The organism is Flindersiella endophytica (assembly GCF_054779015.1).
Map to the genome: position 1 here is coordinate 216746 of NZ_BAAGYY010000018.1, position 13727 is coordinate 230472.

Here is a 13727-nt window from a genome sequence, read left to right on the forward strand (position 1 = left end):
AGCGTTGGGAGAGGTGTTCTCGCCGACAGCCGAAAGGATCCCGATCGTGACCGACATCTCGGCCTTCGCCGGCCTGGTTCCGCTCGACCATGGCCTCTGCGTACTCAGCACCGCGCGCCCGGACGGCAGCCTCCAGTCGTCCGTGGTCAACGCCGGTGTGCTGCCACACCCGCTCACCGGCATCGAGGTCGTCGGGCTGGTGGCGATCGGAAGCTCGCGCAAGCTCAGCCACCTGCGTGCCGACCCACGAGCGACGATCGTCGTCCGGGCCGGCTGGCGCTGGGCAGGAGTCGAGGGCAACGCCGACCTGATCGGCCCGGACGATCCGCGCCCGGAAGTCGACAGCGAAGCGCTGCGGATCCTGCTGCGTGACATCTTCACGGCCGCCGGCGGCACCCACGACGACTGGGACACCTACGACCGGGTGATGGCAGAGGAGCGGCGGACCGCGGTGCTGATCACGCCGGCGCGGGTGTACTCATAGCCCGAGCTTGGCGCGCTCCGCCTTGGGCAGCTGACTGACGACCCGGTCGTGAGAGTGCTCGATCATCTCGATCAGTTCGTCGTCCTCGATCGACCCGTCCAGCACGACGGTGTTCCAGTGCCGCTTGTTCTGGTGATAGCCAGGTGTCACGGCCGGGAAGCGCGCCCGCAACTCCAGGGCCAGCTCCGGCTCGCACTTGAGGTTCACGCTGGCCGGGTCGCCTTCGAGCGGCAGCAGCGCGAACATCCGGCCGCCGACCTTGAACACCGCGACCCCATCGCCGAACGGATAGTCCTCGACCGCGTTCGGCAGGCCCGCACACACGCGAAACACCTCGTCCCTCGTCATGGCGGCCACGCTAGCGCCGCGTCGGGCCGGCCGGCTCCGCCGGCCGGTCCAGGCCGCGAGGAAGCCGACGCCGCCCGGCTCGCCGGCGTACGTGGCGATCGGCCGGGACCGTCCCTCGCACGGCGTTCCTCCCAGTCCGACGGACACTTCTCAGCCGCTGAGGGAGGCGAACACCGCCTTGCGCAGCCGGTCGTGGAGCTCTCGGGTGCGGGAACGGTCGATCGGAACCTCCACCAGCCGCAGGCCGCGGGCCCTCGACAGCGCCGCCTGCAGTTCTTCGCCGTTGGTCGCCAGGGTGTACGGCGTGCGGGTCGCCGCGGCGAGAGCGGCGATGTCGACACCGTGCGGGGTGCCGAAGAGGCGCTCGAACGACTCGGAGTAGGTCGGCGCGCCCTGCTCCAGCGTGGAGAAGATGCCTCCGCCGTCGTCGTTGACGATGACGACCGTGAGGTCGGGCCGAGCCTCGTACGGGCCGCGGACCAGGCCGTTCGCGTCGTGCAGGAACGTGAGGTCGCCCATCAGCGCGTAGGCCGGGCCGGTCCGGTGCACCAGTGCGGCACCGATCGCGGTCGAGACCGTGCCGTCGATGCCGGCGAGTCCGCGGTTGCCGATCACCTTGCGATGTGCCCGCGGGTCGATCCGGCCGCCCTCGTCGACCAGGCGGTTGTCCCACGGGAGGCCGGCGAGGTCGAGGTCTCTTACGGGGTTGGAGGAACCCGCCACCAGCAGGCCTCCACCCGGCACCGCCGAGGCGACCTCGCGCGCCACGTGCAGTCCGGTGTAGCGCGGCTCGCGCAGCAGGACGTCCTCCACGGCCTCCCGCGCCGTCTGGTCGGCGGCCAGCCATCCGGCCAGCCAGGCGTCCGGCTCGCGCCGCCCGGCGCCGTCGGTCGTACCCTCCAGCGCCACCGTCGCCGTCACGCGGGTCGCACGGTGTGCCGGGTCGGGCCAGGGCGGGCGCCGGGCGACCACGACGATCTCGATGTCGTCGCGTGCGAGCAGCCGGCTCACCGGCCGCGACAGCGTGGGCCAGCCGTAGACGACGACCCGCTGGATGCCCTCCACCAGGTCGATCCCGGAGTCGAGCAGCAGGCGGTACGGCCCGAGTGCGTTCGGCCCCGAGCGCGCGCCGCTGGTCGGCTCGGCGAACAGCGGCCAGCCAGCGGTCTCGGCCAGCCAGCGGGCCTGCGCCTCGGCGCCGTCACCGGCGACGACGACGGTTCGCGGGCCGGCCTCCAGCCAGCTGATCCGGTCGGTCGCGAGCCGCTCGATCCGCGTCCAGCGCACGTTGCCGCGCCGCCCGGACAGCGACTCCGGCCAATCGCCCGAGCCCTCCTCGACGTCGGGCACCAGCGGCTCGCGGAACGCGAGGTTGAGGTGTACCGGCCCGGGCGCGCGATCGCGGAAGCCGCGAGCGACCGCGAGCGAACGGTTGACCAGCTCGCGCCAGTAGGCGTTCTGGCCCGCCCGCCGCTCCGGCGCGCCCACTTCGTGGAACAGGCGCACGGCGTCGCCGTACAGCTTCACCTGGTCGGTCGTCTGGTTGGCACCGACTCCGCGCAGCTCGGGCGGCCGGTCGGCGGTCAGCACGATCAGCGGTACGCCGGTGTGGCTGGCCTCGAGCACGGCCGGATGGAGGTTGGCCGCGGCGGTGCCCGACGTGCACACGATCGGAACCGGCCGGCGCGACGCCTTGGCCAGGCCGAGCGCGAGGAACCCCGCGCTGCGCTCGTCGACGCGTACGTGCAGGCGGACCCGGCCCTGCTGGTCGGCGCCGTGGAACGCGAACGCCAGCGCGGCACTCCGGGATCCGGGCGCGATCACAGCTTCGCGTACACCGCAGCGCCACAGCTCGTCGACGAAGACCTGAGCCAGTGCGGTCGACGGGTTCGGGATCCGCGGCCGCTGTCTCGGGCGGGTTGGATCAGTCACGGTGCAGCGTCCCCACGCCTGATCATGAGCGCACCCTCCTGCCTTTCGTGCTCCGACAAAGCGACAGTCTGGTCAAGCTTTGGCAAGGCTGTCGCAAACCGTTACGAAAGATGCCCTCGTAGCCTTGCCTGGTGGATACCCGCCACACAAGGCCCATCACGCTCTCGGCCGCGACCTACGACGACGTGTCGCACACGCTCGTGCCTGCGCTGGAGCGTGCCCTCGCTGGCCAGGGCCCGGCCGTCACTCCGCTCGGCCAAGACCCAGGTGACGACCGTATCCGAGCCGCTTTGTCCAGGGAACTCCCCCTCTCCGAGTCACTCCCTGGCACACGGCCCGCTGTGGTGCTGCCCACATCGGGTTCCACCGGCGAGCCGAAGCTCGTCATGCTGTCCGCCGAGGCGCTGCTGGCCTCGGCTTCGGCGACCTACGAGCGGATCGGCGGCCCGGGCGCCTGGCTGCTGGCGCTCCCTGCGACGCGGGTCGCGGGGCTGCAGATCCTGGTCCGTTCGCTGGTCGCAGGGACCTCGCCGGTCCATCTCGACGGGCTCGGCGAGTTCGCGGCAGCGACCGAACGGCTGGCCGGAGCCGGTCGCAGGTACACCTCGCTGGTGCCGGTGCAGCTCTCCCGCCTGCTCGACGCGGGCGTGGCGGCCGTCGACGCGCTGCGGTCCTACGACGCGGTCCTGCTCGGTGGCGCCGCCTCTTCCGCTGCCCTGCTGGAGCGCGCGCTGGCGGCGAGCGTGCGGGTGGTCACGACGTACGGCATGACCGAGACCAGCGGCGGCTGCGTCTACGACGGGGTCCCGCTCGACGGAGTACGGATCGAGCTCGGCGCGGACGGCCGGGTACGGATCGGTGGACCGGTGGTCTTCTCGGGCTACCTCGGCCGGCCGGACCTCACCAAGGAGGCGCTGGCGGACGGCTTCCACGTCACGCAGGACCTGGGCCGGCTCACGCCCGACGGCCGCCTCGAGATCGTCGGCCGGGTCGACGACACGGTGATCTCGGGCGGCGTCAACGTGCCCTTGCAGGCGGTCGAGGCCGCACTGGCCGGGCTGCCGGGCGTCGCCGAGGCGGCTGCCGCCGGGCAACCGGATCCCGAGTGGGGCGCGCGCGTGGTGGCCTACCTCGTCCTCAGGCCAGGTGCTGAAGCGCCGAGCCTGGAAGCGGTCCGGGCCCAGGTGGCGGCGACACACCCACGGGCGTACGCGCCCAAGGAGGTGCACATCGTCGCCGCCCTGCCCTTACTCCCCTCCGGCAAGCTCGACCGGGCCGCGCTGGGTCAGGGCCGGCCGCCGGCCACCCAACTCTCGTGAGCGGTCCGGACCCGCTTCCACATCTGGCTCAACGCCTCGTCGTCGATGTCTGCGAGGCGCAGCCCGAACGTGTCGTACAGCAGGCCGAACCACTCCGCCTCGTCCAGGACCTCGCGCTTGCGTACGCCGTCGGCGGCGGCCTCGGTGAAGACGCAGCCGCGCAGGGTCAGCGCGCGGTCGGCCAGTCGCTGCTGCACGACGAGCTTCTGTACGAACGACGAGGACGGTGACGTCGAGAGCTCGGCGTGCATCGCCTCGAAGGCCTGCAGGGGTACGGGTTCGGTGTCGAGGTCGAAGCCGGGAATCGAGGCGCGCTCGTCGTGGTGGAAGCGCCAGTAGCGATCGTCCAGGCGTTCCCAGCGGTAGGCGAACGGGTGCTGCTCCAGCGCGGCTTCCGCCAGCGGCATCGGATCCCTGAAGCCGTCGCCCAGGCCGACGTCGACCACCCAGGTCTCCCCCGGCACGTCGACCAGCGGCACGAGGTGCTCGCCCCAGCCGGTGTCGGGATGGCCGGTGACCTTGCCGCGCGCCAGCCGCACGTCGTATCCCAGTGTCGCCAGCAGGCCGGCGAGCGTGCCGTTCAGGTGGAAGCAGTAGCCGCCGCGCCCGGTCACGATCCGCCGCGCGGAGTCCGCGGGCTGGATGGTGGTCCGGCGGCTCAGCTGGATCTCGAGGTTCTCGTACGGAACCCGGTCGAGGAACGCCCGGTGCAGCCGGACCAGCTCGTCCGGCCCGCGCTCGGGACCCGGCTCGAACCCGATGTGCTCGCAGAGGGCACGCAGGAGCTCGGCGTCGTATGGGAGAAGGCTCACGCTGCCGAGCTTCTCACCGGCACGCAAGCCGCGCCGAGCTCTCGCCACCGCATGCCCATCCGGTGATAGAGCCCCAGTGCTCCGGTGTTCGCGCTGTCGACCATCAGCGCGGCCCGGCCGTGCTCACGTACCAGCGTGTCCAACGCGAGCCGGAACGCCACCAGCCCGAAGCCCTGCCGTCGCGCCGTGGGTCGGGTCGCCACCCCGGCCAGGTAACCGACGCCCGGCGCGCTCCAGGCGTCGGCGGCAACGGCCGCCAGCTCGCCGTCTGCGTCGACCGCGCCGGCCCAGCGGCGGACGCCGGCGAGTCCGGGTCGCGCGTAGGAGTTCGGGTACGCGTCGTACAGCAGCTCGGCCACCAGCGCGTCCCACCGCGGCTCGAGCCAGCGGGCGCCGGCGTCTTTACCGGAAGTCGGTGCCGGCCGGTCGGTCTGCATCCAGCCGCACCGCCGCGCCAGCTGGAGGCTGGACACCCGGTCGACGAGGCTGCTCACCAACTCGGAGTCGCCGATCGGCCGGTACGTCGGGCCGACTTCGGCCAGAACCTCGGGGATCAGTGCGCCGACCTGCTTGGCTGGACCGTGCACGACCAGCCGGTCGCGGCAGGAGAGGTACGGCGAAGCGACCGCCACAGCGTCGCGACGTCGCCACGCGCGCACGCCCGGAGCGAATCCCTGACCTGCCCACATGACCAACGCGTCGTCGTCGCACGCGCGCCGGAGCTCGTCCTCCGACGCGATCTCCCACCAATGCATGGATTTACTTTAATGCACATGCTTATGCATTCGCCAGGAGTCCGGCCAGTGCCTCCAGTTGGGCGAGCTGGATCCGGCGGTCCAGCGACCCGACCCGCAGGATGACGTGCCGCGCGCCGGCGGTGGCGTACCGCGTGACCTGGGCCGCGATGTGCTCGGCTGGGCCGGCGACCAGCGCCTGGACGGTCTCGACGTACTCCAGCGGCGCGCCGTAGTAGGCCTGGCAGTACGTCGAGAGCGCCGCCCGGCCCTCCTCCACCGATGGCGTGAGCAGGGCGGTCAGGTAGAGGCCGGGAGTCACGGAACGCTCGGACGCCGCCTGCCGGACGTCCGCGAGGCCGGTCGCGTAGTCGGCCGGATCGGGCGGGTACGGCAGCCAGCCGTCGTACAGCCGGCCCGCCCGCTCGCGGGCCCGCGGCGTGTCGGCCGCGAGCCAGATCGGCGGGCCCTGGGGTTGCGCCGGCGGCGTCACGCCGAGCAGATCCTCGTAGTGGAGGACCTTGCCGTGGAACGTCGTCGCGTCCGGGTCGGTCCACAGCTGCCGCCACAACGCCACGATGTCGTCCAGCCGAGCGTTGCGCCGCGCGAACGGCACGCCCACCAGGTCGAACTCCCGCTCCGAACGCCCCGGAAAGCCCGCGCCGACACCGACCACGAGCCGGCCGTCCGACAGCAGGTCGAGCGAGGACAGCGCCTGGGCCATCGGCACCGGATGGTGGTACGCCGGCACCAGCGCGGCCGTGCCCAGGCGTACCCGCTCGGTCACGGCGGCCACCGCGCCCAGCAACGGCAACGGCGCGACCCGCGAACGGGCGATCGAGTCGCCGCTCCACACGGAGGCGAAGCCGAGCCGCTCGGCCAGGCGGGCCACGTCGATCAGGTCCCGCGTCCGCCAGCCGCCGCCGAGCGCGGCCTCCCGCGCGGGCAACAACACACCGAAATCCACGTCGTTGTTCATGCCGAAATCGTCCGGCGCCTGGTGTCGCCGGGCAATTCCCCGCCGGGAATGACCACGGGTGCTCGGTCATCTGGCCGCCAGCGGAGCGACAATGACCTTGCACCCGTGGTCATTTAGGTTCTGCCAGGTGGCACACTGCCTGATCGTGGCCACTCCCGCGCAATGGCTGGAGGGCGCGCGCCTGCGCACCTTGCCCGCCTCGATCTCGCCCGTCCTCGTCGGCACCGGTGCGGCCGCTGCCGCCGGGTCGTTCGTCGCCTGGAAGGCCGTGCTGGCTCTGGTCGTCTCGCTGGCGCTGCAGGTCGGCACGAACTACGCCAACGACTACTCCGACGGCATCCGCGGTACCGACGCCGATCGTGTCGGGCCGTTGCGGCTGGTGGGCTCCGGCGCTGCGTCGCCGAAGGCGGTCAAGCTGGCGGCGTACGCCTGCTTCCTGGTCGCGGCGGCGGCCGGGCTGGTGCTGGCGCTGACCTCCGCCTGGTGGCTGATCCTCGTGGGCGCGGTGTCGATCGTGGCCGCGTGGTTCTACACCGGCGGGTCGAAGCCCTACGGCTACCGCGCGCTCGGCGAGGTCAGCGTGTTCGTGTTCTTCGGCCTGGTCGCGGTCATCGGCACGACGTACGTGCAGACGCTGACGCTGATCTGGCCCTCGATCGCCGGCGCGATCGCGATCGGCGCGATCACCTGCGCGATCCTCGTCGCCAACAACGTCCGCGACATCCCGACCGACGCCGAGGTCGGCAAGCGCACGCTGGCCGTCGTGATGGGCGACCGGCGCAGCCGGCTGTTCTATGTCTTACTGGTTGCCACGCCGTTCGTGGTCGCGATCGTGCTGGCGTTCACGACGACCCCGTGGACGCTGCTGGCGCTGATCTGCGCCCCGCTGGCCGTCCGCACCTCGATCACCATGCTGCGCGGCAGTACGGGCCGCGCGCTGATCCCCGTCCTCCGCGACACCGGGCTGGCCGAGCTCGCGTACGCCGTCCTGCTGGCGACCGGGCTCGCGCTGTACTGACATCGGCAGACGGCGGCGACCGGCGCCCCGTTCACCTCAGAGACTTCAAGGCCCGAGTCAGGGCAGGGCTCGCGCCATCCGGTCCACTGCCTCGGTGAGGATCGCGCGGGAGGTGGCGAAGTTCAGCCGGACGAAGCCCTCGCCGCCCGGGCCGAACGTCGGGCCCGCGTTGACCGCGACCTTTCCCTTTGCCAGGAAGGCTTCCGCCGGATCGTCGCCCAGGCCGAGGGCGCGGCAGTCGAGCCAGGCGAGGTACGTCGCCTCGGGCACCTCACAGCGCACACCTGGCAGGCGCATGGCCAGCAACTCGGCGAGCAGCCGGCGGTTGCCGTCGAGATAGGCGCGCGTGTCATCAAGCCACGACTCTCCCTGGGAGAACGCGACCTGGTTCGCCGCGATGCCCAGCGGACTCACCGCGACCTCGATCTCGCCCGGCAGGTCCGCGAACGGCTTCCAGGTCTCCGCGCTGGAGGCGAACACCGCCGCGCACTTCAGGCCCGGCAGGTTCCAGCCCTTCGACGCCGACACGAACGTCACCGAACGGTCGGCCAGGTCGCCGAGCGACGCGAACGGAACGTGGACCGCATCGCCGTAGGTCAGCGGGCCGTGCACCTCGTCGGCCAGCACCACGACGCCGTGCCGGCCGGCGATCTCCGCGATCGCGAGCAGTTCGTCGCGGTTGTAGACGGACCCGGTCGGGTTGTGCGGGTTGCACAGCAGCAGCGTCGAAACGTCCTGCCTGGCAAGGGCGTCCTCCAGCCGCTCCAGGTCGCCCAGCGGGACGGGCACCACCTGGCGGCCGGAGTAGCCGATCACCTCGAAGAACGGCGGATAGGCCGGCGTGAACAACGCGATCCCGCTGCCCGGCGGCGTCAGCTCGTACAGCGCGACAAGGATCCCGCGCATGATGTCGGGCACGGTCCGGCCGCGCGCCACGTCCGGTGTGAAACCGAACCGACGTTGGGAGAACTCGGCGAACGCCGCCTCCACGCCGCCCGGTGCGGCGTAGCCGGTGTCGCCGCGTTCGATCATGTCGTGCAGCACAGCTTTGATCGGCTCGGCCAGCGGGAAGTCCATCTCCGCGACCCACGCCGGCAGCACGTCCGGGGCGTACTTGCGCCACTTCATGCTGCGACGTTTCCGTAAGTCCGCAAGCGAAATCTCGTCAAACGGATGAGTCACCCGCAGTCCTCCATTCGCCGGTCTTGCCGAAGTGGTCGATGATCTCGGTGTACTGCGCCAGATCGATGCCCTGCTTGGCGATCCAGGCGTCGTCGTAGTAGGTGTGGGCGTAGCGGTCGCCACCGTCGCAGATCATCGTGACCACGCTGCCCTGCTCGCCGGCCGCGATCATCTCCGAGATCAGCGCGAACGCGCCCCAGAGGTTGGTGCCGGTCGAGCCGCCGGGTCTGCGTCCGGTGACCTTGGCCAGGTGGCGCATCGCAGCGATCGAGGCGCCGTCGCGGACCTGGATCATCCGGTCGACGACCGTCGGCACGAACGAGGGCTCGACCCGCGGCCGCCCGATGCCCTCGATCCGCGAGCCGGACGCGGTGCGACCCGGGTCGTCGTGCGTCCAGCCGGCGAAGAACGCCGAGCCGTCCGGGTCGACGACGCACACCTGGGTGTCGTGCCTTCGGTAACGGACGTAACGGCCGATCGTCGCGGACGTGCCGCCCGTACCGGCCCCGACGACGACCCAGCGCGGCACCGGATGGCGTTCGGCGGACAGCTGCTCGAAGATGCTCTCGGCGATGTTGTTGTTGCCCCGCCAGTCGGTCGCCCGCTCGGCGTAGGTGAACTGGTCCATGAAGTGACCCTTGGTGACCTGCGCCAGCCGGTGCGACTCGGCGTAGATGCCACAGGGGTCGTCGACCAGGTGGCAACGGCCGCCGTAGAGCTCGATCAGCTCGATCTTCTCCGGGCTGGTGTTCGCCGGCATCACGGCGACGAACGGGAGGCCGAGCAGGCGCGCGAAGTAGGCCTCGCTGACGGCGGTCGACCCGCTGGACGCCTCGATGATCGTCGTATCCTCGTGGATCCAGCCGTTGGCCAGCGCGTACAGGAACAGCGACCGGGCCAGCCGATGCTTCAGGCTGCCCGTGGGATGGACCGACTCGTCCTTGAGGTAGAGATCGATCCCCCACTCGGGCGGCAGGGGGTAGACGTGCAGGTGCGTGTCGGCGCTCCGGTTGGCGTCGGCCTCGACGCGGCGGATCGCCTCGGACGACCACGCCCGGTCGGCCTGGGTGGTACATGACATACAGCGAGGTTAGCTCCCGCAGCGGGCGGCGGAGCGGGTCGAGTCGCCTGGCGGCCGCGCCCGATTCGACTACGCCCTGACCGTTCGCCGGTCCCGGGTAACCGCTCGTCGCACCTCGGCGTCGAACGACGTTGACAGCCAACAGGACCGTTGCAACTCTTCACACGTTACGTGAAAGCGCTTACCGGCCGGGATTCCGCAACCTGGAGGGATGGATGAACAGCATGCGCACCGCCGCCGTGGTGGCCCTGGTCGCCGTGGTCACCGCGGCCTCGGCGGCACTGACGGGCACAGCTCCGGCCGCTGCGGCCCGGTCCGCCGAGCTCGGACCCACCGCGACCGGGCCCACGATCTACATCGCCAGCGACTCCACCGCCCAGACCTACAGTTCCGCCTACGAACCACAGGCGGGCTGGGGCCAGATGCTCAACCGCTACTTCACCTCCGACGTGACCGTGACCAACCGCGCGATCGGCGGACGGAGCTCACGAACGTTCATCCAGGAAGGGCGGCTGGCCACGATCCTCAGCCAGATCCAGCCGGGCGACTACCTGTTCGTGCAGTTCGGCCACAACGACGCTTCGATCAACATCCCGGAGCGCTACACCTCGCCCGCCGACTACAAGGAATACCTGCGCAACGACTACATCCGCGGCGCCCGCGCCAAGGGCGCGATTCCGGTGATCGTCACGCCGGTCTCGCGGCTGTCCTACAACACCTCGACCGGGCAGTTCAACGTCTCGTTCCCGGAGTACGTCAACGCGGCTATCGCGGTGGCCCAGGAAGAGAACGCCAAGCTCATCGACCTGTCCGCCTCCAGCCGGGCGTACCTGAACTCGATCGGCCCCGACTACGCGAAAGAGGTGTTCCTGCACACCGATCCGGGCGAGTACCCCAACCGGCCGGACGGCACGGCGGACAACACCCACTTCCAGAAGTACGGCGCCCTGCAGATGGCCCGGCTGGTCGCGCGTGGCGTCTCCGGGCTCGGCGTACCGCTGTCGGGCTACGTCCGCGACACCGTGTCCGACGTCTACGACTTCGGCCCGGCCGGCACACCGGTCGCGTCGTCGTACCAGGCGGTCACGGCGACCACGACCTACTCGTCGGCGCGCGGTTACGGACTGATCGGCACCGGCATCATCGAGCGTGATCGCGGCACGGCGCTGAACGGCATCCAGCGGGACTTCGTGGCGCTCTTCAACGGCCAGTACGAGTTCCGCGCCCAGGTACCGGCCGGCGCCTACCAGGTGCGCGTCTACGCCGGCGACGCCACGGGCACGGCGCGGACGAACGTCGCGCTGGAAGGCAGCGTCACCGGGCGGCTGGCTCCCAGCTCGAACACGGCGAGCTGGCGGGACTTCACCGTCACGGTCGGCGATGGCGTGCTGAACCTCGTCGTCTCCGGCGAGACCGGCCACCTGAACGGCCTCGACATCCTTCCCGCCGCGTAGAACACGGCGGGCGGCAAGGGGTCAGACGCCCGCGGCGGACCAGTCGAACGTGCTCGGCGGATCGGCCTGCTGGGCGGCCGTGCCGTAGACCAGCGCGATCTCCTGGTGGTCCTGGAGAATGATCGCCGCGGCGTTGCCGGAGTAGGGCTTGCCGTCGACGTACACGCGGAACTGCTTGCCCGCGATCCCCTTCAGCCCACCGAGCGTGGTCTCGGTCAGCGCCACGTCCCACTCGGTCATGAACTGGCCCAGTGAGAACGGCACCTTCACCGGCGACTCGATGTGCACCACGCCGGAGGTGTCGTGGGTGTGCAACGGGCTGATCTGCCGTCCGACCAGGTCGATGCCGAGGTTGGCCGGCACCTCGACCGGTTCCCCGTTCACGATCACGTCGAGGTGGGCGTGGATGTGCTCCACCTGACCCTCGGCGCCCAGCATCGGCAGGCCCGCTGCCGCTACCCGCGCCTGCGCGTCGATCGGGGCCTGCCACGGCGGCTGGCTCGTCCGGCCCTCGGCCGTGAGGCGCGGCTTGGCCGGGATCTCGGTCACCTGATCCGGCTGCCGGGTTTCCTGGCTCTGCTGGCTCTGCTCAGCCGACGGCTTCGGCGACCCGGAGCCCGATCCCTTGGTGGGGGCCGCACCGCTGCCGCACGCGGCGGTCAGCAGCAGCGTCGCCGCCACGGTGGTACCTGCAACCAGCGCACGAAACGACCGGTCAGTCAACGTCTTCCCTGCTCCTGGACTCGTTGATGCGGCGCCGCACCCGGTGTGCGACGCCCGACAGTGCCTGGCCGGCCTGGTCGCCCTGCCTGCGAAGCAGCAGCAACGACAGCCCGGACGTGAACAGCAGCGACAACAACGCGATCAGCCAACCCGACGCGAGGTTGCCGAACAGGAGGTACAGCACCGCGAAGCACGCCGCGAAGACGACGAGCCGTAGCAGGAGGTACTTGGCGAGGGTGTGCACGATGGTGGCAGCGTACGTCAGGAAGTCAGTACGGAAGCCAGCAGGTCCGGCTCGAGATTGCCGCCGGAGACGACGGCGACGACCGGGCCGGGCGGCAGCATGTCGGCGTGCTCGCGGTAGGCGGCGACGGCGAGCGCTCCCGACGGCTCGGCCACGATCCGCGACTGCCTGGCCACTACCCCCATGGCCTCGCGGATGGCGTCCTCGCTCACCGTCAGCACGTCGTCGACCCTGGCCTGGATATGGGCGAAGGTCCGCTCGCAGATTGCCGTGCGTACGCCGTCGGCGATCGTGCGGTAGCGCTGCTCGATCGGCCACTCCACCAGGCGGCCGAGCCGGAAGCTCTCCTCCGCGTCGGCTGCGAGTGCCGGCTCGACGCCGACCACGCGTACGTCCGGCAGCAGCGCCTTGAGTGCCGTCGCGAGGCCGGAGATCAGCCCGCCGCCTCCGATCGGCGCCAGTACGGTGGCGACCGACGGCAGGTCGGCCGCGATCTCCAGGCCGATCGTGCCCTGGCCGGCGATCACGTCGTCGTGGTCGTAGGGCGGGATCAGCGTGTAGCCGTGCTCCTCGGCCAGCGCGCTCGACGTCGACTCGCGCAGCTTGCCGGGGACGACCACGACCTCGGCGCCCAGCGCCCGGACGGCCTCCATCTTGACCTGCGGGCTGGCGTCCGGCATCACGACCGTGGCCTTCACCCCGAACGCCCGCGCGGCGTACGCCACGGCCTGCCCGTGGTTGCCGGACGAGTGGGTGACGATGCCGCGGGCGCGTACACCGTCGGGTAGCGCGCCGATCGCGTTCAGCGCGCCTCTGGCCTTGAACGCGCCGATCACCTGGAGGTTTTCCGGCTTCAGCCACAGCGGGCGCTCGTCAACGCCCCAGAGCGTCGGCACCAAGGGGGTGCGGACGACCTTGCCCTCGATCCGCTGAGCGGCCTGCCGTACGTCGTCGATCCCGATCAGTTCCACGCCTTACGACTCTAGGACGCGCATGCCACGTTGGCGTTGCGGACGGCTTCGAGGCGTTCCTTGTGCTCGCAGCCCCAGGCGCCGAGCGGGGCGAGCGCCTGGTTGAGCGCCGTGCCGTAGGCGGTCAGGGAGTACTCCACCTTGGGTGGCACGACGTGATGAACCTCGCGATGCACCACCTCGTCGCGCTCGAGCTCGCGGAGGTGCTGGATCAGCATCTTCTCGCTGACGCCGTCGAGCGCGCGCCGGAGCTCGCTGAACCGCTTGGTGCCGAGCCCGAGCTCCCAGAGGATCAGCACCTTCCACTTGCCGCCCACCACGTCGATCGCGGCGTCCAGGCCGCACACGAACGTCTGGCGCTCGTTCGCCGCCATACTACTCACCTCCATGCTCACCATTGGGTAAGTACCCCACTAATTAGTCGGTACTTGTCTGCTGGAAAGCCT

The 13727-nt window shown here is 70.8% G+C and carries 15 protein-coding genes; 4 read left to right on the forward strand and 11 right to left on the reverse strand.

The window, feature by feature from the left end; translation table 11 throughout:
- Positions 1–46: 46 nt before the first annotated feature.
- Positions 47–484, forward strand: a complete 438-nt coding sequence (locus ACYVF6_RS20125; protein WP_460523511.1) for a pyridoxamine 5'-phosphate oxidase family protein — start codon at positions 47–49, stop codon at positions 482–484.
- Here ACYVF6_RS20125 and ACYVF6_RS20130 read toward each other — a convergent pair.
- Both ACYVF6_RS20130 and menD read right to left on the reverse strand, forming a co-directional pair.
- Positions 479–832, reverse strand: coding sequence for an MmcQ/YjbR family DNA-binding protein (locus tag ACYVF6_RS20130; protein ID WP_460523514.1), 354 nt, complete (start codon positions 830–832; stop codon positions 479–481). The two genes, ACYVF6_RS20125 and ACYVF6_RS20130, sit on opposite strands and share 6 nt — an antisense overlap.
- 150 nt (positions 833–982) lie before the next feature.
- Positions 983–2764 carry a 2-succinyl-5-enolpyruvyl-6-hydroxy-3-cyclohexene-1-carboxylate synthase gene (menD, locus tag ACYVF6_RS20135; RefSeq protein ID WP_460523516.1) on the reverse strand — a complete coding sequence of 594 codons (1782 nt, stop codon included), beginning with the start codon at positions 2762–2764 and terminating at the stop codon, positions 983–985.
- Between the two features lie 200 nt (positions 2765–2964).
- Here menD and ACYVF6_RS20140 point away from each other — a divergent pair, with 200 nt between their 5' ends.
- Positions 2965–4083: an AMP-binding protein gene (locus ACYVF6_RS20140; RefSeq protein WP_460523700.1), complete on the forward strand. Its 1119-nt coding sequence runs from the start codon at positions 2965–2967 to the stop codon at positions 4081–4083.
- Here the strand turns inward: ACYVF6_RS20140 and ACYVF6_RS20145 are convergent.
- The 3 genes from ACYVF6_RS20145 to ACYVF6_RS20155 are packed head-to-tail and all read right to left on the reverse strand — an operon-like array spanning position 4050 to position 6608.
- A complete protein-coding gene (locus ACYVF6_RS20145; RefSeq protein WP_460523518.1) occupies positions 4050–4895 on the reverse strand; it encodes an arylamine N-acetyltransferase family protein in 846 nt (281 codons plus the stop codon). The two genes, ACYVF6_RS20140 and ACYVF6_RS20145, sit on opposite strands and share 34 nt — an antisense overlap.
- Positions 4892–5650 carry a GNAT family N-acetyltransferase gene (locus ACYVF6_RS20150; protein ID WP_460523520.1) on the reverse strand — a complete coding sequence of 253 codons (759 nt, stop codon included), beginning with the start codon at positions 5648–5650 and terminating at the stop codon, positions 4892–4894. Before ACYVF6_RS20150 ends, ACYVF6_RS20145 begins: the two co-directional genes overlap by 4 nt.
- A gap of 22 nt (positions 5651–5672) precedes the next feature.
- Positions 5673–6608, reverse strand: coding sequence for an LLM class flavin-dependent oxidoreductase (locus tag ACYVF6_RS20155; protein ID WP_460523522.1), 936 nt, complete (start codon positions 6606–6608; stop codon positions 5673–5675).
- Between the two features lie 145 nt (positions 6609–6753).
- Between ACYVF6_RS20155 and ACYVF6_RS20160 the strand changes: the two genes are divergently transcribed.
- Positions 6754–7626 carry a 1,4-dihydroxy-2-naphthoate polyprenyltransferase gene (locus ACYVF6_RS20160; protein WP_460523702.1) on the forward strand — a complete coding sequence of 291 codons (873 nt, stop codon included), beginning with the start codon at positions 6754–6756 and terminating at the stop codon, positions 7624–7626.
- A gap of 57 nt (positions 7627–7683) precedes the next feature.
- Here ACYVF6_RS20160 and ACYVF6_RS20165 read toward each other — a convergent pair whose 3' ends face one another.
- Both ACYVF6_RS20165 and cds1 read right to left on the reverse strand, forming a co-directional pair.
- Positions 7684–8754, reverse strand: coding sequence for a MalY/PatB family protein (locus ACYVF6_RS20165; RefSeq protein WP_460523524.1), 1071 nt, complete (start codon positions 8752–8754; stop codon positions 7684–7686).
- Between the two features lie 37 nt (positions 8755–8791).
- Positions 8792–9889: a PLP-dependent cysteine synthase family protein gene (gene cds1 / locus ACYVF6_RS20170; RefSeq protein ID WP_460523526.1), complete on the reverse strand. Its 1098-nt coding sequence runs from the start codon at positions 9887–9889 to the stop codon at positions 8792–8794.
- Between the two features lie 224 nt (positions 9890–10113).
- Between cds1 and ACYVF6_RS20175 the strand changes: the two genes are divergently transcribed.
- Positions 10114–11343 (forward strand): rhamnogalacturonan acetylesterase, encoded by a 1230-nt coding sequence (locus ACYVF6_RS20175; RefSeq protein ID WP_460523528.1) that lies wholly within the window; start codon positions 10114–10116, stop codon positions 11341–11343.
- A 21-nt stretch (positions 11344–11364) separates the two neighbouring features.
- Here ACYVF6_RS20175 and ACYVF6_RS20180 read toward each other — a convergent pair whose 3' ends face one another.
- From ACYVF6_RS20180 to ACYVF6_RS20195, 4 genes are read right to left on the reverse strand one after another with little or no spacing between them, the layout of a single operon-like run.
- A complete protein-coding gene (locus ACYVF6_RS20180; protein ID WP_460523530.1) occupies positions 11365–12024 on the reverse strand; it encodes a hypothetical protein in 660 nt (219 codons plus the stop codon).
- Between the two features lie 34 nt (positions 12025–12058).
- Positions 12059–12310: a DUF4229 domain-containing protein gene (locus tag ACYVF6_RS20185; RefSeq protein WP_460523532.1), complete on the reverse strand. Its 252-nt coding sequence runs from the start codon at positions 12308–12310 to the stop codon at positions 12059–12061.
- Between the two features lie 17 nt (positions 12311–12327).
- Positions 12328–13281 carry a threonine ammonia-lyase gene (locus ACYVF6_RS20190; RefSeq protein ID WP_460523534.1) on the reverse strand — a complete coding sequence of 318 codons (954 nt, stop codon included), beginning with the start codon at positions 13279–13281 and terminating at the stop codon, positions 12328–12330.
- Positions 13282–13292: 11 nt separating this feature from the next.
- Positions 13293–13655: a winged helix-turn-helix transcriptional regulator gene (locus ACYVF6_RS20195; protein WP_460523537.1), complete on the reverse strand. Its 363-nt coding sequence runs from the start codon at positions 13653–13655 to the stop codon at positions 13293–13295.
- Between the last annotated feature and the right edge of the window lie 72 nt (positions 13656–13727).